Raw genomic sequence first — 23,384 nt, 5'->3', positions numbered from 1 at the left:
ACGTACATATAAGAAATTAATAACCTCGTACCCCATTCATCACCTGAAAATCTTGTTAATAGTGCTGATAAACATATCCCTAAAAGAATGACATTCTACGAATAATTCGTATATTGCGATATGCTTCTTGAACAGTATGCATTTTGCTTTAAACTAAAATCTATTTTATATGAAGATAAGATATAGTTTTATTTTCTATTTTTTTCTTCTACTTTCCTGTTCTTCTCCTAAAAGACAAGAAATTGTTTTTAATGAAGAAATAACTTCCTCTGAAGAAGTAGACTATCCGCTTACTATTGATCTGGAGGCCTGTATGCGTAACCAGTCATTAAGCATAAAATTGAGTTCCTTTGTGGAAGATGTTTTCTATATTCCTATAAAAAATCAAAGCGAAGATATCTATATACGCTATTTAAGTGGCTTGGAGTACGATGAACAAAGTTGCTTATTTATTCTGAATGATCCCTTTTATGCGTTTACAGTAGATACGTTAGGCCATTTTGTGAATCAGATCGGACGAATAGGGCAGGGTCCCGGAGAGTACAAACAGATTGCCAATATTAGTGTAAACAGCGAGGATAAGCTGATTTATATTAAGACAGTTTATAAACACAATGTAATTACGTATGATTACAATGGACATGTGATTCGTGAATCTTCTCCTATGGGTATCGATTTGTTTACCGAGACTATTTTTTATTATGATCATGCTCTTTGGGGGATAGGGATACCATATACATCCCGTGCATTGCGAGTGAGAAAGGAAAAGCGTTTATTCTATGGATATGTACTTTTAGACAGCCTTTGTCGACGTACTTCCTTGCAAACAGCTAACCCGATAGAACCGTATGGAGATTTGGAAGGACTTGAATCCGGTATTTCACAACCCGGTATAAGTATCTATAAGGATGTAGTTTTATTAACTCACAGTGGAGGTGCCCCCTCGGATACAGTTTATACTATCCGGAATAAGCAATTCGTTCCACGTTATTTCTTGAATTATGGCTCTCATCGTCCTGATATAAGTAAAATTTGGTCGCAAGGTGGTGGAAGTAGTTTTGATCATTCATATGTTTCTATGAACCAGGCTTTTGAGACAGAACGTTTCTTTTTTATTGAAATTCGTTTCCAGGGAAAGTGTTACATTATTTGCTATGACAAGTACATAGGTAAGGGGTTTTCAATACCAATGACTATCTGTTTGAATGAAAGAGGGACTCCGTTAGCCCAAGGTTTTGAGAATGATATTGATGGGGGACTTCCTTTTTATCCCCAATCTGTGAGTAGTAGCGGAACTTATTGGCTTGCATACATGAATCCTTCCGATATGAAAGAGATTCTGACAGAAGAATATTTTGCTGCCCACCCTGATATTCAGAACAAAAAAAAGCAAGATAAGCTGAGAGCAATTGTAGCAAATGCTGATGAAGAAGATAATCCCATATTAGTATTACTTAAATTGAGAAAATAATATTGGTGATGAAAAAAACATTTTAAAGGTAGAATCATAGTTTTAGTCAATGAATGGACGCGAAGTTTTTCTGAATATGCAACTATGCCCTACAGATGAATCCACGAACGATAACTGTGGGTAATTCCACTTCAGGGGCAGATGGGAATATTTCACTTTTTACATTTCCCGGAGAAGTCAGGACAATCTATTCTGGAATAGGAATCTATTATCTTGATTTTACTTCTACCCAACGAGTAGGGGTGCGTGTAGATTATACCGTGGAACCTAAAATTAATGATATAAAGAAAAAAATAGATACCGCATATGAGGAGGCAATTATCATTGCGAAACAAGAAAAGTAGATTTCGTTGTATTGATGACTGGTACATTTATAACGTGAACATATTTATTACTTTTGAGTGATTCTTATGAAAGTGAGAAATAGTTTAGTATTGTGTTTGTATTTTCTATAAATATAGGTGATAGATAGAATCTCTTATATATGGAAATAAGATATTCTTGATAATGCTGATTGAAAAGATTCCTGAATGTAAGCATTATAATTGATTACTAATACTTCTGAAGAACCATTTGCTTTTTGGTAATTTTGTTAATAGTGCTAATAAACATATCCCTGAAAGAATGATATTCTACGAATAATTCGTATCTTGCAGTATGCTTTATGAAAAGTAGTTTTTTATTTTCAGCCAAAATCTATTTTTATATGAAGACAAGATACCTTTTATATCCGCTTCTCTTTCTTTTATCGGTTGTGATGTCTGCTTCCTGCTTTTCATCTGTACCCAAAGAGGGGGATATAATAGAAGATCCCGCCTTTCGTTCTGTTGATTTGCGTATAATAGAGAAGACAAAAGGGACAGTGATGTCTTTGGGTGATTTAATGGAGACATACGAAATTATTAAGTTGGAGAATAAGGATGAGGCACTTATTAAAACCTATTCATTTGGTATCTTTGTGACGGACAATTATATTTTGTTAAAGCCTGATGCTATATCCCCTGTTAAATTATTTACGCGTAAAGGTCAATACGTGGCGGATATTGGTGGTATAGGACAGGGTCCTGGAGAGTACAAAACGATACATTCCTGTATGATAGATGAAAAGCAAAAACGTATTTACTTAGGTTCAGGAAGAGCAAATAAAATACTTACCTATGACCTGAAGGGGAATTATCTGTCAGATGAAGCTATCCATTTTAAGGAAATAGTACATAAGCCTTGTATTTGGATGGACCATGATAAAAAGCATGTAACTGTAGTGGGTTTGCCATTTTCTGAGAATGAGAACTCCAATTTTGCAATTAGTAACAATGTGTGCTGGGTGCAAAATAGGGAGGGTGATATCGTGCATCGGATTCCTGTAAATCATTACGGTTTAATTGGAGATTACAGTAATGGCTTAGTGGCATGTCGGAATGTGGATGCGATTTCTTTTTCTATTTTTGAAGACCCCATGTTGCGTACTCGTCCTGATACTTTGTATCACTATGATGCAGTAAAGAATATAATAACTCCATGCTTTACAATAGATCATGTTGTTTCTGAAAATCAAAGTGCTTGCACTGTTTTATATGAAACTTCAAGGAGTTATTGGGCGCAAGTCACTTTATATCCTAATAATCTTTCCTCAAGTGTTTATTCTGTTCGTTTACCAGCCTTTAATGTTTGCGTTTCGAAAAAAGATGGCAATGTACGGCGCATTGATCGCTTTACTGATCCTCTTTTAGGTTTATCTTATCCTTATTTGGTAATGCAGAACGGTTATGTCTGTATCTCTTACGAACCTCTTGGACTGATGGATGCTTTAGATAAAGTTCTTGCCCAAACAGATTGGGAGCCTGACGTACGTAAACGGGCCACCGATTTACGAAATAGTCTGCACGAAAATGATAATGACATTCTTATCATTGGAAAACTGAAACAATAACTATTAGTGACCTATAAATTATCATCATCTGAAGTTTGATTCTATCGTATAGTCTTTCACGATGTTATCTTTTTGAATGAAAATACTGAGCGGAAATAAATATTTCGTATATTGCAAAATACTTTCTTATTATAAAAATACTGAATGTAGTATCTTATAATAATCGGTTAGTTAAAACTAAATCTATTGGTATGATGATTAAAATCGTGTTCATATTGGGCTTTTTCATTCTATTCGGGTGTTCCTCAAAAACCTCAGGAGATTTGCGTTCTCTCAAAGAAGGTTCAGATAGTGTAGCAAAAGAAATCCCAACGGTCTTTTATATTGATAAAAATCAGTCTTACGAAAAGAAGAGTATTGATGTGCATACTCTTGCTGAAGTTGTAGATTACATTCCTTTAGAGACACCGGACGATGGTCTGATACCCAAATCAGATACTCGTGTAGAGTCCATCCTTGCAACTGCCACTGAGGTTTTCATAGTTTCATTAAACAAGATATTTCGTTTTGGACGAAATGGAAAATTTCTAAATACTATCGGACGGATTGGTGAGGGACCGCAAGAGTATGTGACATTGATAGATATGGTTCTGAATCGTACAAAGAAAGAAGTTATAATTTATGATGGTGGTAAACAGTCGTTGATGATTTATGCTTATGATGGTAGCTTTTTGCGTAGTATACCTTTGAATCCTAATTGGGCTGTGCGGATCGGATTATTGGACGAGAAGACAATTTGTGCAGTTAATGTGCCGAATAAGAATGTTCCTGGCTTCTTCTTGATTTCTTTGGAGAATGGGAAAATGATAGAAGCCCTTTCCAAGCCCTATCCGGCACGTAGTGGAATCAGTAGTCTGATATTAGGAATTATGTCCACTCCCAGATCGGATGGAAGTTCTGTTTTTTTTAACTCTATGTTGACTGATACACTTTTTGCTATTAATACTCATTCACGTGACCCCCGTTATATTCAGTTGCCGCCTAACAATGTTGTAGGTTCTGGCAAGTGCGGAGACTGTTCGAGTCCACATTTAATATTCGAAACAGATGCCTATGCTAATGTTGTAATTTTCGAGAATACTCCCCCCGCCAAGTCTTATTTTATTGATAAGAAAAAGCAAAAGATATATAGAGGAGTTATGTGTGACGGACAGTCAGGCGGAAAGCTTATACAATTGATAAATACCGGTGGAAAGAATGAAATTGCCACTTTATATCAACCTTTTTGGTTGAAAGAGCAATTAGGGGCCGGACTACTTTCCGGAAGATTAAAAGAAATAGCACAAAATGTCCACGAGGATGATAATCCGATTATTGCCATTTACAAATTGAAAGACTGAAAAATTTTGAATGAGATGCTTTTTAACATATCCTTAATAGAATAACATTCTACGAATAATTCGTATCTTGCAGTATGCTTTATGAAAAGTAGTTTTTTTACTTTCAGCCAAAATCTATTTTTATATGAAGACAAGATACCTTTTATATCCGCTTTTCTTTCTTTTATTGGTTGCAATGTCTGCTTCCTCATGTTCTTTGTTTGTACCCCAAGAGAGGGATATAAAAGAAGGTTCCGCCTTTTACGCTGTCGATTTACTGGAGATAGAGAAAATAAAGGGTGAGGAAATGTTGTTTTCTGATTTGATAGAATCATTGGAAATTATTAAGTTGGATGGCAGAGAAGAGGCATTGGTTGCCACTTATCCTTTTGGTATCGATGTTTCAAGCAATTATATCTTAATAGAGCCGGATGGCGTTTCTGCTTTAAAATTATTTACTCGTAAGGGACGATATGTGGCTGATATAGGTGGAGTTGGTCAAGGCCCCGGAGAGTACAAATATGCTGTGAATAGATTTCTTGATGAAAAGCAGGGACGTATAGCTATTGCCGAGAATCAAAAAATGTTATTTTTTGATCTTAAAGGCCGATTTTTATCGAAAGAGAGTATTTCATTGCCGGAAACGATAACGAAGAGTTCCATTTGGATAGATTTGGAAAATGAAAAAGCTGTAGTGGTCGTTCTTCCCTTTGCTGATATAGGAAATTCAAAAGCACCGATCAGTAAGAATCTATGTTGGGTACAAGATTTTAAGGGGAATATCTTGCAAAAAATATTTGCTGTAAATTATGCGATTGTGCCGGATTATAGCAATGAAGTATTGGCTCCCCGGAATGTTGATGGCTATTCTTTTTCCCTTTGTCAGGTTGTCGGGCGTACACGCCCTGATACTCTATATCACTATGATATTGCTAATAATGTATTGAAACCTTGTTTTACTTTGGATAATGTAATGCAGGAGGATAAATATATTGTAACGTCATTGTATGAGACTCCGGAATATTATTGGAGTAGAGTAACTATTGGACCGGCTAAAGTGCCATCAGATGGTTCTCCCGTTCGTATGACTGTATTTAATATTCGTGTTTCTAAAAAAGATGGTAGTGTGAAGCGCATTGATCGTTTTACAAATGACTTTTTGGGACTTTCTTATCCTTTCTTGACTATGCGCAACGGTTATGTCTGTATCTCTTACGAACCTCTTGAACTGATGGATGCTTTAGATAAAGTTCTTGCCCAAACTGATTTAAAGCCTGAAATACGTAAGCGAGCCACTGGTTTGAGAAATAGTTTGCACGAAAATGATAATGACATTCTTATGATTGGGAAACTTAAATCCAACTATTAGTAACCTATAAATTATCGTCCTATGAAGTTAGATTATATCGCATTGTTTTTGGTATTGTTTTTTCTTGCTGCTTGTGGCAGCAAGCCTTCTTCTCCGGATATGGTGGATGATAACGCTTTATCGGCTGAGGAAACCTTTAAAGACATTGATCTTGCTAACAATCTGAAAGATTGTGGCAAGCCTTTACTGCTGAGTGACATCGTAAAAGATGTGGAGTATGTGAAGCTGGAAACGCAGGATAATATATTAGTTGGTAGTATAAATCAGCTAAAGCGGACAGAGAAGTTTGTCTTTATTTATTCAAGAAATCAGAACCATGTCATGATGTTTGATACTTCGGGAAAGTTTATCCGTAAAATCGGTCGTGTAGGTCAGGGTCCTGGAGAGATAGCTAATATTGACTTTTTCACAGTCAGTGACAATTTGGTATTTATTTATCCGTTCAGCCGTAATGGCAGCCTGACAGTCTATGATATGCGGGATAACAGCTTCGTCAAGGAAATTCCTTTAAAATGGCCTGTTTTTTTTAGTAGGGCCATCGATGTGATGGGAGATTGTTTGGTTTATTATCCCGGTACTGTTTATTCGCCTGATAATAGCAAGACATTCATAAGCGCTTGTGTTGCGAATGGAGAAGGAGAGACATTGATGGAGCAAATCCCTTACTTATCTTCTGGTGGTAAGAAAATATTACAATTATCTTCTGATCCTTCTTGGCTCTATCGTGGAAGAAGTAACGTTTATTCGTTTATTAATGATACGATCTACGGCATTACTTGTGATTCTATTTTTCCCCGTTACCATCTTTCTCTTGGAAAATATAAATTGCCTTCCGGAAGATATGATCCTACTCATGATTATGGTTGGGGAGATTTTGTTCTGATGCAAAGTGTTTATGAAACTAAAGAGTTTCTTTTTTTTAAATTTTGGTTTGATAAAAAGTTGTGGTTCAGCCGATATGATAAAAAAACGGAGAGGATCGACTCTTGGGAGCAAACTCCTTTTAAAGCTCATCATTGGGTGATACTCGATGCACTGGGTATAACGAATGATATTGACGGCTCTCAATCGTTCAAAGACTTCTATAATGTAGGCGAAAACTGTTTTCACTTCGCAATCACTCCGGATAATTTGGATCAGATAAAGCGCAACGTCGCTGAAGCTAAGGTCAAGTTTCCTGAGAAACAGGCCGAACTGCTGGAGCTTCTTGATGAAATGGGAGAGGATGACAATCCGATTATTGCTTTCTATAAATTGAAAGACTAAAGTTACTTACGGGAAAAAACTCTTATAAGAATACTGAATGTACTGTTTATGTTTTGAAGGATTAGATTACGATGTTAATTAGTGATTTTTCATAAACGATATGAATTAATGATATGTATAAGTCTTTGAGTTGTATATTAGGTCTGTTTTGTATCTTTATTGCTTGCCAGAGCAGGAAGAACAATGATCAATCATCTGTTGCCAGTGATACGCAGTTCCACGTAGAGGCCTTTCGTGAAATCAATTTAGCTGATCATCTTTCCGACTGTGGTGAAGAGCTGTTGATGAGTCTGTTTATAGAGGATGTGGAATATATTAAACCTGAAACAACCGATCAGTCGTTGATAGGCTATATTTCTAAGATACAATTAACTCCTCACTTCCTTTTTGTAAAGAGTGATGGAGAGAATTCTTTAATAAAAATGTTTAGTAGAGATGGAACTTATATTCGTTCACTCGGAAAGTTGGGACAAGGGCCGGGAGAAACAAATACAATACTTGGTTTTTCAGCTACGGATAGTCTTGTATATGTAAAAGCTGCTTATCGTAGTGGTTTTTTTGTATATCGGGTACATGATAATCAATTTATTCAAAAGATAGTTCCGTCCAAAGATTTTGAAGCATTGATGAGTGCATCTGCTGATTTTGATCTTTTGAATAATAACATTGTTTGTTATCCTGGTTTTATACCGGAAGGTCAACTCTTTCCTCAATATGTTTCTACTGTTTGTATTGTAGGAGCTGACGGTACTGTTGTGACAAATCAAAGCCCTTATCTCGGATCCAGTTTTTATGCGAATTGTCCTCAGTTTGTGATGATTGATAGACCACGGCATTGGTTTTATGATAATTCCTATAATGCTTATTCTGTAATTAACGATACAATCTATGGAGTAAGTCTGGACTCCATCTTTCCCCGTTATCATTTAAATCTGGGACGGTATAAGTTACCTGTTTCCGAGTATCAAATAAGTCGGCAAAGCAGGCGAGAAAACTATATCTTAATGATGGTTATCGCAGAGACCAAAGATTTTTTGTTGCTTACTTATGTTTATGGAAAAAGGTGGTGGTATAGTTTCTTCAATAAGCAAACGGGAGATGTGAAGAGTTGGAGCCAATCTTCTGATAAGATAGGTGGTTGGTTTGCATTAGATACTCCCGGGATAACAAATGACATAGACGGTGGTGTTAATATAGGCGGATTCCGCTATATTGATGATCGACATGTTTATTCGATTATTGATGTAGTTCAGGCAGATAAACTGAAGGCAACGATAAAAGATGCCAAAGTTAAATTCCCGGAGAAGAAAGCCGAATTAATGCGTCTTCTTGATGAAATGGGAGAAGATGACAATCCGATTATTGCCATTTACAAGTTAAAAAATTGAAGGGGAGCTATGATGGGATGGGCTGGCAAAAGACTACTTAATTATGAGATAGCAGTAAATAGGCATGTATTGTGGATAGATACATCAGATTAAGCACCTTTCTTAGTTGCTAAATTGGCGAGTATCTCTTTTATGTCCTGTTTGCGAATTTATTAGAATATAGAGTTTTTTAAAATTCTATTATATTAGAAATCAGTTAGTTTGCTCTATTTGTTTTGGGCGATTAGAAGGGCTGTTTTAACACACTGTTAAAGCAAGTCTTTTGATGATAAGGAACAGCTCTTTTAAATGCAAAAGACTTGTTCTTTGCATCCAAGAATAGAATGCTCTAAAAAATAGCATTAACAATGTTAATTGGGATGACAGTCTGGGACTATATGAAATCTGTTTATTTGATTATTACTGATGGCTGTTTTCTATTCTTTTCTGGAAAGCGTTTAAATATGCCTTATTGTGCTATTTTAATTTTTGGCTTTGCTTTTAATGATATGTATGATATTAATGACTTTTATTTGGTCGATAATTGTAATATATCTTTGAGAACGAAAATATATACATTAGATTTTTGAATAACTATACTATTTTGTGTTAAAACATAGAATTAAATATTATCTTTACGAGTATTGAAAGGGTCTATTATGATATGAAACGATATAGAAGCGGAATCTGAAAAGCTAAAAGAGTAAGAGTAATTTTGTATTGTTTACTTATGAAAAACATAAAAAAAAGATATGTATTTATTCTGATATTGGTAGGTTTACTTGCTATTCCTATTTATAAATATGTTCGATGGTTAAATTTTTATTATAGGTTTAGCTCGGAAATAAATTTATATACTGATTTTATATTTAAAGAAAAAAAAAGAATAGATAGCTTTGTGCCAACAGTCTTTGATGCTAATGCCCGCTTGTTTTATTTGTGTAAAGTTTGGGGATTTATAAAGTATTACCGTGAAGATGCCCGTCTTTCTGTTAGTCAAATGGATAGCCTGTTACTTGCTAATAGTCCCAGGGTGAAAAGGGCGGATTCTAAGGATAAATATTGTGCAATATTGGATAGTCTGATTGAATACCCAGCGATTTCTCAATCGAAAAATAAAAATCCATATCCTGATTTAAATGATTATGTCTTAATAAATAACGAATGGATGGATGATACTATATGTCTCGATTATAGAATTAAGAAAAAACTTGAAGCCATGTTTTATTCTCACTCCGGACGTAGAAATCGCTTTGTTTTTAATAAATCTATCGGTAACATTGCCCTAATTGATGAATTGGAATATGCCTCTTTCCCTAAAAGAGATATGCGTTTGGTTGGACTCTTTCAATATTGGAATTTGATAAACTATTTTTATGTTTATAAAAATAGTATTGAGGGTGACTGGGACCGAATCTTATATGAGTCTATACCACTTTTCGAAAAAGCGGATTTGCCCAAGAAATATCATTTGGAAATATATCGATTAACCAATCGGCTACGTGACACCCATGCTTCTTATCCGGCAACAATTGATGGACTTGTATTTGGCCCATATCGACCTAATTTCAGAATGAGTTTGATTAATGATACATTTGTAATCAATCAAATCCGGATTCCGGCTTACGATAAAGGTGCTTTTGAAATCGGTGATATTGTTTTGAAAGTTGACGGACGGGATATTCATCAGTTAGCTGATAGCCTAAAGGAATTTGTTTGTGGAGGAAACTATTGGTCTGACCAAATGTTTATTTGTAATGCTATTTTGTCTCAATATGATTCTGCTACTGTATTCACGTTGCTTAGAGATGGGGAGACTTTAAGAACTAAATCAGACAACTATTCTGCATACGATTTATTTCAAAAAGAAAGACTAATTGATAGGAATAATGAAAAGCTTCCATTGTATCATTGGGTAAATGATAGTATTGCATATTTGAATTTACGTTCCGCTTCTGTTGATAATATTTATGATAATTATGATGCCATTAAAACTGCATCTGCCATTATTCTAGATTTGAGATCTTATCCTTATACCGATATAATTTCGCCATTAACTAAAATGTTTGTTCCTCCCAACTCATTTTTTGCTTATTCAACATATTCGGATACTCGTTTTCCAGGTATGTTGAGGTATCACCGATCTTCTTCCAGCAAAATAGGTAGTGAGAACTATTATAAAGGTCGAATTATAATTTTAGTCAATGAATGGACACGAAGTTTCTCTGAATATTTAACGATGGCTTTACAAGTTAATCCGCGTTCAATAACGGTTGGCAATTCAACTTCGGGGTCTGATGGCAATGTTTCACTTTTTACATTTCCTGGAAAGGTGCTAACTGCTTATTCTGGGATAGGGATTTATTATCCGGATTTTTCTCCAACTCAACGAGTTGGAGTACGTATTGATTGTATTGCAGAACCTAGTATTCAAAGTATTAAAGATAGAATTGATGTTGCGTATGAAAGGGCTGTTATTATCGCAAAAGGTGGAACTTACTAGACTTTTGCAATTAAAACTTGATTTGAATAAAGATTTTGATATATTTTTTGAATTTCACCAACAGGAATTATTCGACTTATTGTTGATTTTTAAAAATATAATTGTATTTTTGAGGATGGGTTCATGGTGCTGATACAGTTAAACCATTTGTTAGATTGCCTGCTTCTAATTTACGGGGGTCTGACATGTGATACTATTTAATTCTTATAAATTAGTATAAATGAAATCAAGTTATCTGTTTGTTGGGATATTTTGGGGCTCATGTACAAATCTGCCGCAAGTCGGAGTGAAGGTGGAGAAGGAGGAAAAAGCTGTTCATGCAGATTCTATCTGAGAAATACTTTATACATTTTTTAATAGATTTATAATGAAAAACCTATATTTGATTTTAGTGCTTAGTGCGTTGGTGGCCTGTACCGGTAGTTCTCAAAAAGAGAAGCCGGCATGTGTAAATACTCCTGTCGAGCCGTTCACCGGATTGCCTGTTTTTGATTTGCAGGGGCAATACCCCAAGAAAGAAATCATTCTTCAGGATCTCGCCGATGTAAGATATGCCGTGCTGGAAATCGGCGACAGCTCATTGGTCGGTACCCGTCCCATCCTTATGACGGACAGCTTTCTTGTTACCGTAAACAAGAAAAGTGATGTTATCTTCTTTGACAAGTCAGGAAAATACCTTCATTCTTTTAACCGTACAGGCATGAGCGGGGAAGAATATGGGGATATTGTCAGCGGTTATTGCATCGATGAAAAAGCCCGGGAGATATTCATCTATGACGGGTTACAAAGCAGGATTCAGGTGTATGGTTATGGCGGCGCATACAGGCGCACGCTTAAACTGCCGAAAAACCGCATGTTTGTTTTTTCGATATTTGAGTATGATGAAAATTTCCTGTTTGGCGAAGATTATCGCTTTGTCGACTCTCAGGATGAGAGGTATCCTGTCAATAAAACGCCTTATTACAAGATTTCCAAGAAAGACGGGAAATTAACGTCGGTTTCCATCACGGTCAAGGAGAGAATAAGGGATGGACTTTATACGGTAGGGGACGGTGAGTCTGGCGGCTATGTAGGTTTATTCATGTCTCCCGTAGCCCGTTTGGGTTCGGATATTCTGATTGCCGATTATTCTTTGGATACGGCGTATGTATATCGTGATGACCATTTGATTCCATTGACTGTCCGGCGGAACCATACAAGCGAAAACAATATTCCGATTTTAGCGACGGTTGATGTGATGACCGGCCGTTATCTGCTTTGGTACACGATAGTAAAGGATATAGATGTGAAAAATAATCATGTGTCTGATCCGGTAACTTATTTGTATGACAGGTTCACTAATGAATATTGCCGGGTCGATCTGGTAAACAGGGATGTAGTGTCCGCTACCAATATTCCGGCATTCCAAATGCGATTGTCCGCCAATTATCATGTAGTGCCTGAAAACTATGCCATACAATATTATCCGGCTGAGGAGCTCATCGAACTTAACGGGCAAGGAAAGTTGAAAGGAGAGTTGAAAGAGATTGCTTCAAAATTGAATGACGAAGATAATCCGGTGTTGCTTATCGCTAAGTTTAAGGAATAATATTTATAGTATAGCCTTTGGTAGAACCACTGAAAAACTAATGCTTTTTCTAAATTAAAGAATATGAAATCAATTATAGGCAATGGATTGATAAAGTGTATTGCTTTTCTTCTTTTGCAAGCTACTGCCTTAGGCAGTTGTACGGAAATATCCAAAAAGAATGAAGAGTGTGCGAGAGCTCATTTCACAATTGATCCTTTAGATAGAAAGATAGTGCTTCCCGTGTTATTTAATGATAGCATTATTGCAAATTTGGTATTTGATAGTGGGGCTTCTTTGGGAGCTTTTATTGTTGACTCTACTTTTTGTTCAGTTCACCCTTCTATCTTATCGAATTTGTCTCCTGACACTATTGCTCCATATGGGTGTGCATGGTCTGTATCACGTATGCCCGCATCTATGTATACAATTGTTCCGACTATAAAAGTAGGGAATGCCAATTTGATATATGATAAAATGTTAGTTTATAATTTGAGAGATTATATGGGAGGTACTCAATTGGATGGTGTGTTTAATATTCCACAAAATGATACTGTTAATATATGGGAGTTTAACTTTGAACATCATTATATGGCTATCCATTCATTTCAAGATTTTATTATGCCTGAGAATTGTATTCTGATTCCTTTTGTGAGAGGGAATGATAAAAGCTCACTTTTTTATGTTAATCTGCCTTTAAATATTAGATGTGCTGATGGAGACACACTGATGCTTACTCATACTTATCTTGTAGATACAGGTATGCCACAAGACATAGCTCTGATGGCCCAAGCTTCTGAATTGCCTTTTTTTTCTAAGAAAAAGAATGCCGTTTGGACGCAGGCACCATCTGGATATTATAGTCATCATAATGTAAATGCTACTTTGTTTGGTGGCATACAACTCGATTCCTTGCGGATTTATATATTTGATCAACCTAATCAAGTACCTTGTGATTATCTTATTGGTCTGAATTTTCTTAAAAGATTTAATGTCTTTTTCGACATGAAATCACAAAGATTAGGTTTGCAGCCAATAAAGAACTACGAACGAGTGGTCAACCCTCGGAAGAAACGATTCCACATGTCATCCCGTATAAATAGCCATGGAAAAATTATTATTACTAAAATTGCCGATTATGAGGGGAATTATGTTAAAGAATCTGGTTTGTTAGAAGGTGATGAAATTATTGCTATAAATGAAATTCCTATTAAAATGATCTCTTTGGAAGAGGATGCGGAGCTAAGCCGGCAAGACACATTGATATACGATATTGTCCGTAAAGGTAAATCTTATAAAATACCGGTGGTGATTGATAGAAATGAGCTTCAAGGTGATTGAATGAAATGATAATATTAACGTGAGCTCGATACAATCTCAGAATAATCTTAACTGCCCGTCATTGACAAAGTCTACATCAATGGCGGGTTTCTTATTAAAGAAACAATATGCTGTAATAACCGACAAGGTATTTGCGATAAAATTATTAAATGATCCACCGGATAGATATATACTTTTCCGGAAAAAGAATAGGTCTGTTCTATTCTTTATTTTACTTATTGTTGATATTTAAAAATATAATTGTACTTTTGAGGAATGGGTTCATAGAACTTATTTTATTCTTTATTTTGGATTATATTTGAAGACAGATGAAATCATCTTATATCTGCTGCGTATTGTTATTTGTTTTGTTTTTGGTAAGTTGCACCGATGGGCGTTCTGAGGGGCAAGTAGCCCGTTTGTTACGTCAGGCCGAAATGTGTATGGAGGAATGTCCCGATAGTGCTTTAGTGTATCTTCATCAAATACCGGATCCGGAAAAGTTGACGGGAGAAAACCAAGCTGATTATTGCCTACTGTTGACCCAGGCAATGGATAAGAATGATTTACCGTTGAGCTCGGATTCGTTGATACAAATAGCTGTTGGCTATTATTCAAATAAAGGTGATGCGGAGTGTAAAGCTAAAGCTTTATTTTATAAGGGTAGGGTGTTTCAGCAACAAGGGAACTTAGAGGGTGCTACACTCCTGTATAAAAAAGCGGAATCTATGATTCCGGATTTGACTGATTATTATTTAGTAGGATTGATTTACAGCTATCTGGGACATTTGAATAGGGATGAAGAGCATTATAAGAAGGCATTATTATATTATGAAAAGGCTTTGCCTTGCTATCGAACCATACAAAATCCAACTTTGACGGCTTCCGGATTACAGGATATGGCTAAGATATCTGTCTATTTAGGAGAGACGCATCGGGCAGACTCTCTTTTTAGTGAGGTTTTGTCTTATGTGCCGGATATTGATGCTGCCTGGCAAGCTAATATTTATCATAATGTGGGTGTCTTTTATATGCTCACCAATCAATTTGGTAAAGCGGAACAAGTAGTGAACGCTTCTTTGAAATTACCAAGTACTCCGGAGGACAAACTCCGTTCATATGCCGTATTGGCTACAATCTATACAAGACAAAATCGTGGAGATTTAGTTGATTCTTTATGGCATAAAGCCCTGAATTCAGAGAATATTTATACCCGAAAGGCAGTATATGCCTCCTTGCTGAACGAAGCTGTCAGTAAACAGAATCTTCAAGATATAGAACACTATGTGCCTCTTTATATCCAGTCTGCGGATTCTGTTTATCGACTTTCACAAGCAAAGCGCATCGTAGAGGTTCAGGCTAAATACGATCAGGAGATATTAATTAAGAAAAATAAAATTAGCCGATTGTTATTATATTGCTTTATTCTCTGCTTACTTTTACTTGCGATATCTTTGGCTTACGTTTTTCATATATACAAACGTTATAAAAGGGCGAAGGAGCGCGAACTTATTACTCAGAGAGCAGAGTTGGATGAAGGGAAGCAGGTTATAAAAGAGATGAATGATCAGATTGAACGAATCCGTAAAGAGGCATCTACAATGAAAGAGGATTATAATAAAAGTCTGATTGATTTGACTGATGAAAAAAAGAGCATTGAGCAGCAATTCGCTCTAATTAAACAAAGAGCTGATGATGTGAGTCAAACTAATAACAAAATGGAACAAGACTTACTTGTTTTACAAAAACAGTTGCGGAAGGTTGATGACGCTCGTTCAGAACTATTGGCAGAATTGGACGTTTACCGTTACTTTGATGCTGAGGGAGTGATTTCGGAGGATTGTTATAAAGCTGTGGTTACTATCTATAAACTTTACAATGCTCCATTAGTTGCTTTCCTGCGTGATCCCCATTTGAAGCTTACCCCTTATGAATCGCTTCTTTGTGTACTCTCTTATGAACATCTTTCCACCCAACAAATGGAACAAAAATTAGGGAAAAGCAAGAATACCCTAAATAAAGCAATTTTCCGAATAAGAGAGAAATTGGACGCAAAAATGGATTTAAAAAAGAATATAAATTCTTTGGGAGATTTTTTGCGGACGAAGTTCTGACTTAAAATATTAATACCTTTTTTTATGTTAATTATACGTCTTCGTGGAAAGATGTATTTCTGCTTTATGGCATATTATATAGGCGATTTATATGTCTTATCGTGGTCTGGTAACCTCCAAAATAAGTCCTGAACTGTTTGTTTTTATGAAAACAAAAACTTATGTTTGCGATATTAACCAATCTCTAGTGATTATGAAAAGTATGCTATTTACATTATTACTTGTAGTCTTGTCGCTTCAAATGATGGCAAAGACAAACGGAAGCACGAGTCCAGTTGATTTAAAAGGTTTGTTTAATGATAAGCTCCAGAAATCGATCGTTGAAGATATTCCCATTAGAGCTGAAATTTCAGGCTCTGAATTCTTGGTTCTTAGTTTTGAAGCTCCTATAATGGATATGACCATTACACTCTATAAAGATGGAGTGATGGTGATACAGAAGTCATTGTCGGTATCTTCTGGAGATACAGAGACTTTTGATCTGACGCTTTGGGGCATGGGTGAGTATTCCTTAAAGTTTACTACTCCGCGTGGAACTGATGTTTATGGAGATTTCCGGTTGGAATAATAGAGTAGTTCATTATGTACAACTCTTTGGTTAGGGAGTTAGTTCAGGCAGGACGTAGAACGTCCTGCCTCGGACTCACCAACGGAAAAATGGGTATTGTCATTGCCCTTTTCCACTATGGCCGCCTTTACGGTGAGCAATCCTGTGAAGAGATAGCCGGAGAGCTGCTCGATGAAGTTTGTGAACATCTGGATTATTCGATGCCGATTTCTTTCGGTGACGGATTGTGTGGCATTGGTTGGGGAATTGAATATCTGGTGCAGCACCGTTATGTAGAAGGAGATACTGATGAGACCCTGAAGGAAATAGACTTATGCGTGGCCAGGTGTATCCATGTTTATGGCATCTCGGGGCTTTCTTTACAGAACGGGATAGTCGGACTTGGTCGCTATATGCTTATTCGGATTCTTCCTACGTTTGTATCGGGAGATACTTCTTCAAGTGCATTGTTGAAAGAGTATCTCATTTATTTGATTGATTGGTTGGAAGAGGAATTGAAACATTTTGATGAATCGGTTGAAGATTTACTTGACTTTTTATTTGAATTGTATCCTACAGGGTTCTATCGTACAAAAGTATCTGCTTTGATAGACTGCTGTATGAGTAAATAAAAAAGTTTATGGAGTATGTCGCCTATGTTACCATTGGGATTCCTGTCCGGATAGATAGTCCGGAACGGAAACGAAATCTTGACATTTTGCTTCGGCATGTCACTTCATCCGGGGTGAACGTGCACGTACTCGAAGCGGGAGAAAGAAGGGGCTACTTCCCGGTAAGAGAGGATAACGGGGTGACTTATTCGTATGTGTATGATGAAAGTGCGGTCTATCATAAAACGGTTTATGTCAATTCTTTGCTAAAACAGGCCACCACTCCCGTTGTAGCAATTTGGGACGCTGATATAATATTCCCTTTGTCTCAATTGGAGCTTTCGGCACAAGCTATTATGGAACAGGACTATGCATTGAGCATTCCATATAATGGAGTTGTGAAAATGCTGTCGGATAAGCAAAGTAAAGCATTTGAGCAGTCGGGGCAAGGATGTGAGTATTTGGCAATGCAAGGATATACCCATCTGATGAAACGTCCTTCATGCGGTGGGGTATTTGTGGTGAACCGTGAAACTTATTTACGTTGTGGAGGCGATAATGAACGTTTCATCAGTTGGGGACCCGAAGACGCTGAGCGTATCCGGCGTATGGAAATATTGGGGTATCCTGTACATTGGGTAAAGGATGGACCTTTGTATCATCTATGGCATCCGAGAGGTGAAAACTCGGGATACGCTACTGAAGAACTGGCCTTTAAGAACCGGATGGAGTTTGTGAAAGTATGTAGCATGGAGCGGAGTGAATTGAGTGAATATATAAAATCTTGGAAAGAGAATGAACGAAACGGATGAAATATTATTGAAAAGAATAGCCAATCATCAGATGCTGCATGGCAGTTTCTGTGGAGATCTGGGAATATTGAACGGCAAAATGGGAGTCGTAATCTTTTTTTTTCATTATGCCCGCCATACAGGGAATACGTTGTATGAAGACTTTGCCGGAGAAATGCTGGATGAGGTGCTTGAAGATCTCCATGACGAAGTACCTATCCGTTTTTCTAATGGTCTATCCGGTATAGGTTGGGGCATAGAGTATCTGGCGCAACATCAATTTGTTGAACTGTCGGCAGACGAGGCACTGCAAGAGATTGATAACAAAGTGATGGAGCGTGATCTTTTAAGAATGAAAGATGTTTCGTGGGAAACCGGAGCGCAAGGGATAGCTGTTTATGTGGATATGCGGTTGTGCCACTCAGCCAATGAACTGTCATCTTTTGATGGTGCTTATTTGCAGGTCTTGCGTAAAGTCTGTCCCGAAGTACAATCGTGGAAATCGATTTGGGAAAAGGTTTTGCAAACCGATTTTAAAGAAGAGGAGTTATCGTGGAAACACGGTTTGCGGATATTAACGAGGACTATGGATAGAGGCTGAAATGAGACATATCTATTTAATAAATAAGGGAGAAAATCGTTCCTCGCAATACGGGATTGGTACCTATATTCGGGAGATAGTGAGATGTGTCAGTGATTGCGAGGGACTGCGTTTGACATGGGTGTGGCTGGAAACCAAGGTGAATGAATTTACAGTCGAACAGGCAGAATCCGGGAGGGTGAGAATCTTGAAGTTTCCGGTTGCCGGCACAGGACGCTTTCAGGAGGAAAAACGGTTAAGCCGGAACATAGCCTATATGCTGACGTTGCATACGGATGCCCGTGAATGCAATATCTTTCACTTTAATCATCAGAATAATATGTATCTGGTTGATGAAATAAGAAGATTATTGCCTGCGTGCAAGATGGTGACCACTATCCATTATTTGGACTGGTGTTTTGGGTTGAAAGGGAATACGGAACGATTTCATTCTATTCTAAACAGGAAAGGGGAAAGTTCGTCGTTTGAGAAGAATGTATATACTATTTTTAAGTTCGAGCAAAAGTTCTTTGAAAAAATGGATGTTGTGTTCTGCCTTTCTCGGTATATCAGAAAGGTGCTGGTTGAGGATTATAGGTTGCCTGTGGATAAGTTGATACTGGTCTACAACGGTATCCGCGATGAATATAGACAATTGAATGAGCGGGAGTGGCTTGACAAAAGGCTGTTCTATGGCTTTACCCGGTCACAAAAGATTCTGCTTTTCGTGGGACGTTTAGATGAAGGAAAAGGAGTTGAGTTTTTGATTGAAGCTTTTCGTCGTATCCTGAATAGAATGCCTGAAGCGCATTTGTTAATAGCTGGGGATGGAGATTATGATACTTGCTTGAAAGCAAGCGCTGATATCTGGTCACGAATAACCTATACGGGAAAAGTCGGCAAAGAGACATTGTATGATTTTTATCGGATTGCGGATATAGGGGTGATGCCTTCGTTTTTGGAACAATGCAGCTACGTTGCTATTGAAATGATGATGCACGGACTACCGATTGTCGGGACAGATTCAACGGGGCTTTCGGAGATGCTATTGCCGGAGTGTCGTGTTGGGTTTATAAAAGATTGGGGAGAGGAGTATGTGATAGATACGGAAGCTTTGTCCAACAAGATATTGGAACTGCTGAATGACCAAGTCAAAAGGCAGCTGGTCGGTAAAATATACAGGGATAGGTTTCATGAAAAATACATATATGCTACTATGATGGATCGGATAAAAAAATGTTATGAAAACTTATGAATATATTTATAGCTATAATATATTTGTAGAGAGGATAACTTTAAAAGGTTTTTCTTTCTATTGGTCTTAGATAAATTGAAAAAAGAGTGATCTTAAAAGAAGTGCACGTCTTTAAGAACATTCCATCCGGATTTTTTTCTCTTTATCCTTCTTGATACATATCTAAAAATAGTTTTAGCTCTTTAGGGAGTTTATAATTAAAAACAGAAGATTTTATGAAAAAATTATCTAAAATCAAGCTGAATCATTTGAATGATGACGGGCTTAAAGAACGGGAAATGAACACCCTTCGGGGTGGGCGTCTTTGCGGTTGTGGCTGCAATTATGCTGATAGTGGTGGCTCTACTGAAGTATATAATGGTGGAGCGAATTATAAGCTTGGTGATAATGGCGGACATTCACCCGGTGGTAGTAAGGCTTGCTATGTAGAGATGGGTGGAATTCAGACCAGTACTAGTCAAGTTGAATATTGGTAATAATCTTAACACTTAAATGAATGAGGAGGGTGTTGCTGAAGATACTGTGGGTTATGATAAAAACAGAATCAGTTAGTTATTCCATTAATAATATCTATTTCTGTGTATCTTATATGATCCATATTAAAGGAAATTTTGGCAACATCTTCTTCATGAATTTTTATTTAGGATAATGCGTATGAACAAAAATATCGTTTTATTATTCTGTGCACTGTTTTTTTTAAGTGCGTGCACGAATAAGCCTTCGTCTTCTGTTCCTATAGAAGATGATACTTTATCGACTGAGGAAACCTTTAAAGATATTGATCTTGCTAACAACTTGAAAGATTGCGGCAAGCCTTTATTGCTGAGTGACATCGTAAAAGATGTGGAGTATGTGAAGCTGGAAACGCAGGATAATATATTAGTCGGTAGTATAAATCAGCTAAAGCGGACGAAGAAGTTTGTCTTTATTTATTCATGGCATCAGAACCATGTCATGATGTTTGATACTTCGGGAAAGTTTATCCGTAAAATCGGTCGTGTAGGTCAGGGTCCTGGAGAAATAGCTAATATTCACTGTTTCACAGTCAGTGATAGTTTAGTGTTTATTTATCCATTCGGCCACAATGGCAGCCTAATTGGTTATGATATGCGTGATAATCGTTTCGTCAGGAGAATTTCCCTGAAACGGCCTGCTTTTCATAGTAATATGATCGATGTGATGGGGGATTGCTTGGTTTATTATCCCGGCACTGTTCCTAATGGGAATGAACGAATCTTTATAACCGCTTGTGTTGTGAATGGAAAAGGGGAGACATTGATGGAGCAAATTCCTTACTTGCCTGCTGGAGGTGATAAGTCGGAGATGAATCTTTCCTCTGATGCTTCGTGGATCTATCAAGGGAGGAGTAATGTCTATTCTCAAATCAACGATACGATCTACGGCATTACCTGTGACTCCATTTATCCTCGTTATCATTTATCTCTTGGTAAATATGGTTTGCCTTTGGGAAGATATGACGTTAAAGATCTCGGTCTGAAAGATTTTATAATGATGCAGAGTGTTTGTGAAAATAAAGAGTGTCTGCTCTTTAAATTTTCCTATAATAAAAAGATGTGGTTCAGTCGGTACGATAAAAAGACAGAAAAGATAGATTCCTGGGAACAGACTCCTTTAAAAGGTATCGGTTGGATGGCGATCGAAAGTCCGGGTATAACGAATGATATTGACGGTTCTCAATCGTTCGATGGAATCAGGTATGCAGGTGAAAATAGTTTTTACTTCGCAATAACGCTGGATAATTTGGATCAGGTAAGGCGCAACGTCGCTGAAGCTAAGGTCAAGTTCCCTGAGAAGCAGGCCGAACTACTGAAGCTTCTTGATGAAATGGGAGAGGATGATAATCCGATTATTGCTTTCTATAAATTGAAAGACTAAATACGATAAAATGATGGAAGATACATTCAGTTGCACAACCTCCGGGCGCAATATTTATACGATTAATAGAGAAAAGAAGCATCTGTTCTTAACGCATCCATCGCTGATTCCACATCTGCACCCAAAGTATACAGGGCAAGTGGATACTGCTGATTACTATGCGCGGAAAGCGTCTTATTTAAAGGAGCATGGTTATTTAGATGGGCTTGGACACCAATACGATGGTGTGATCACTGCGGATATGGTCAAAGAAGAATTGGCGAATCTGAAGCAATTGGTTTTTGAGGTGACGGATGCCTGCAACTTGCGCTGTAAGTATTGCGGTTATGGAGAGTTGTATAGTGACTTTGACGAACGGCGTAAGAAAATGATGGGCTTTGAGTCTGCCAAACGCATCATTGATTTTCTTCAGGAGATATGGGCGGAATCCAGGCAGCGGTTTACCAATAAAGTGTTGTTTATTAGTTTTTATGGGGGGGAGCCTTTGATGAATATGCCGTTCATACGCCAGGTGGTTGATTATATTGAATCTTTGGATATAAAAAATAGAAAGATTCAATATTCAATGACTACCAATGCGATGCTGCTGGATCGATGTATGGATTACCTGGCAGAGAAGAAGTTTAATCTATTGATCAGCTTGGATGGAAATGAATGGAATAACAGCTATCGGGTGACACCGGGAGGAGAGAATTCTTTCCGGAAGAACGTTGCGCATGTAGACTTGCTGAGAGAGAAATATCCTGAGTATTTCGATACTTACGTGAACTTCAATGCCGTGTTGCACAACAGAAATACGGTGGATGAAATCTTCCATTTTATAAAGGATCGCTATGGTAAAAAGCCACATGTAGCTCCATTGAATACGACAGGTATTCGGGAGGATAAGAAGGAAGAGTTTGAAAAGATGTACCGGAATAAAGTGGCGGATCTGGAGCAAAGTGAAGATTATGAGGTGTTGGTAGATGAGATGTTTATGGATGTACCGGCTTACAGCGAAGCTTGTATATTTATCCATCAATACAATGGAAATGTGTATCAGTCCTACAATGATTTATTCGGTAAACAGATCTCCCATAATTTTATTCCGACAGGTGGCTGTATACCTTTTGCCCGTAAGATGTTTGTGACTGTCAATGGTAAAATATTGGCGTGTGAGCGTATCGGTCAGCAATATGGCTTAGGGACTATAGAGGCTGATCATTCCATCCGTTTGTCGTGTGAGGAAATAGCGAGACTGTACAATCAATATTATGATAAGTTGCGTGCGCAGTGTCGCGTTTGTTACCGTTCGCAATCGTGCACACGGTGTATATTTACGATTGACCGTCTGTATGCGTTGGAAAAGGTACGTTGTCCGAGCTTTGAGGGTAAGGAAGCTTTTGCGGCTTACGTGAGCCGTAATCTTTCGTTTCTGGAAGAGCATCCCAAAGCGTATGAAAGAATAATGGAAGTAGTATTGGCTTAAGAATAACAAT

The 23,384-nt window shown here is 37.3% G+C and carries 19 protein-coding genes and 1 pseudogene; 19 read left to right on the top strand and 1 reads right to left on the bottom strand.

What is annotated here, in order from left to right; genetic code table 11:
• The first annotated feature begins 169 nt into the window (after positions 1-169).
• The 10 genes from DBK98_RS01700 (at position 170) to DBK98_RS23085 (ending at position 14,133) form a co-directional block, all read left to right on the top strand.
• Entirely contained in the window at positions 170-1,471 is a 1,302-nt protein-coding gene (locus DBK98_RS01700) for a 6-bladed beta-propeller (protein WP_005811269.1), read from the top strand.
• Between the two features lie 95 nt (positions 1,472-1,566).
• A complete protein-coding gene (locus DBK98_RS01695; protein WP_005811268.1) occupies positions 1,567-1,815 on the top strand; it encodes a hypothetical protein in 249 nt (82 codons plus the stop codon).
• Between the two features lie 362 nt (positions 1,816-2,177).
• Positions 2,178-3,401 (top strand): 6-bladed beta-propeller, encoded by a 1,224-nt coding sequence (locus DBK98_RS01690; protein ID WP_005811267.1) that lies wholly within the window; start codon positions 2,178-2,180, stop codon positions 3,399-3,401.
• A gap of 191 nt (positions 3,402-3,592) precedes the next feature.
• Positions 3,593-4,741 (top strand): 6-bladed beta-propeller, encoded by a 1,149-nt coding sequence (locus DBK98_RS01685; protein WP_032529767.1) that lies wholly within the window; start codon positions 3,593-3,595, stop codon positions 4,739-4,741.
• 124 nt (positions 4,742-4,865) lie between these two features.
• Positions 4,866-6,089: a 6-bladed beta-propeller gene (locus tag DBK98_RS01680; RefSeq protein ID WP_005811265.1), complete on the top strand. Its 1,224-nt coding sequence runs from the start codon at positions 4,866-4,868 to the stop codon at positions 6,087-6,089.
• 21 nt (positions 6,090-6,110) lie between these two features.
• Positions 6,111-7,355 carry a 6-bladed beta-propeller gene (locus DBK98_RS01675; RefSeq protein ID WP_032536226.1) on the top strand — a complete coding sequence of 415 codons (1,245 nt, stop codon included), beginning with the start codon at positions 6,111-6,113 and terminating at the stop codon, positions 7,353-7,355.
• Between the two features lie 113 nt (positions 7,356-7,468).
• On the top strand, positions 7,469-8,743 hold the full coding sequence (locus DBK98_RS01670) for a 6-bladed beta-propeller (RefSeq protein ID WP_005811262.1): 1,275 nt from the start codon (positions 7,469-7,471) through the stop codon (positions 8,741-8,743).
• A gap of 709 nt (positions 8,744-9,452) precedes the next feature.
• The gene (locus DBK98_RS01665) at positions 9,453-11,225 is read left to right on the top strand and encodes a S41 family peptidase (protein ID WP_033572502.1); all 1,773 of its coding nucleotides are present in this window, start codon (positions 9,453-9,455) and stop codon (positions 11,223-11,225) included.
• 367 nt (positions 11,226-11,592) lie between these two features.
• Positions 11,593-12,813 (top strand): 6-bladed beta-propeller, encoded by a 1,221-nt coding sequence (locus DBK98_RS01660; protein ID WP_005811255.1) that lies wholly within the window; start codon positions 11,593-11,595, stop codon positions 12,811-12,813.
• A gap of 63 nt (positions 12,814-12,876) precedes the next feature.
• On the top strand, positions 12,877-14,133 hold the full coding sequence (locus DBK98_RS23085) for a PDZ domain-containing protein (RefSeq protein WP_005782342.1): 1,257 nt from the start codon (positions 12,877-12,879) through the stop codon (positions 14,131-14,133).
• A gap of 36 nt (positions 14,134-14,169) precedes the next feature.
• Here the strand turns inward: DBK98_RS23085 and DBK98_RS23535 are convergent.
• Positions 14,170-14,286 (bottom strand): annotated as a pseudogene (locus DBK98_RS23535) (IS982 family transposase); the annotation flags it as partial.
• Positions 14,287-14,441: 155 nt separating this feature from the next.
• Here DBK98_RS23535 and DBK98_RS01650 point away from each other — a divergent pair.
• From DBK98_RS01650 to DBK98_RS01610, 9 genes are all read left to right on the top strand, one after another.
• On the top strand, positions 14,442-16,226 hold the full coding sequence (locus DBK98_RS01650) for a hypothetical protein (RefSeq protein ID WP_032536224.1): 1,785 nt from the start codon (positions 14,442-14,444) through the stop codon (positions 16,224-16,226).
• 91 nt (positions 16,227-16,317) lie between these two features.
• Complete coding sequence (locus DBK98_RS01645; RefSeq protein WP_011203569.1) at positions 16,318-16,794, top strand: DUF3244 domain-containing protein; 477 nt, start codon at positions 16,318-16,320, stop codon at positions 16,792-16,794.
• Positions 16,795-16,808: 14 nt separating this feature from the next.
• On the top strand, positions 16,809-17,405 hold the full coding sequence (locus DBK98_RS01640; RefSeq protein ID WP_032536223.1) for a lanthionine synthetase LanC family protein: 597 nt from the start codon (positions 16,809-16,811) through the stop codon (positions 17,403-17,405).
• An 8-nt stretch (positions 17,406-17,413) separates the two neighbouring features.
• Positions 17,414-18,196, top strand: a complete 783-nt coding sequence (locus tag DBK98_RS01635) for a galactosyltransferase-related protein (RefSeq protein WP_009293292.1) — start codon at positions 17,414-17,416, stop codon at positions 18,194-18,196.
• Positions 18,180-18,776 carry a lanthionine synthetase LanC family protein gene (locus DBK98_RS01630; RefSeq protein ID WP_032536222.1) on the top strand — a complete coding sequence of 199 codons (597 nt, stop codon included), beginning with the start codon at positions 18,180-18,182 and terminating at the stop codon, positions 18,774-18,776. Before DBK98_RS01635 ends, DBK98_RS01630 begins: the two co-directional genes overlap by 17 nt.
• Position 18,777: 1 nt before the next feature.
• The gene (locus DBK98_RS01625) at positions 18,778-20,010 is read left to right on the top strand and encodes a TIGR04157 family glycosyltransferase (RefSeq protein WP_032536221.1); all 1,233 of its coding nucleotides are present in this window, start codon (positions 18,778-18,780) and stop codon (positions 20,008-20,010) included.
• Between the two features lie 215 nt (positions 20,011-20,225).
• Positions 20,226-20,486 carry a TIGR04149 family rSAM-modified RiPP gene (locus tag DBK98_RS01620; protein ID WP_032536220.1) on the top strand — a complete coding sequence of 87 codons (261 nt, stop codon included), beginning with the start codon at positions 20,226-20,228 and terminating at the stop codon, positions 20,484-20,486.
• A gap of 178 nt (positions 20,487-20,664) precedes the next feature.
• Positions 20,665-21,906, top strand: coding sequence for a 6-bladed beta-propeller (locus DBK98_RS01615; protein ID WP_032536237.1), 1,242 nt, complete (start codon positions 20,665-20,667; stop codon positions 21,904-21,906).
• Positions 21,907-21,916: 10 nt separating this feature from the next.
• Complete coding sequence (locus DBK98_RS01610; protein WP_234059394.1) at positions 21,917-23,374, top strand: radical SAM peptide maturase; 1,458 nt, start codon at positions 21,917-21,919, stop codon at positions 23,372-23,374.
• Positions 23,375-23,384: the final 10 nt, after the last annotated feature.

Source organism: Bacteroides sp. PHL 2737 (assembly GCF_004115325.2).
Classification (GTDB): Bacteria; Bacteroidota; Bacteroidia; order Bacteroidales; family Bacteroidaceae; genus Bacteroides; species Bacteroides hominis.
Note: the sequence above shows the minus strand (reverse complement) of the source record. Positions and strands in the feature narration are given on the sequence as shown.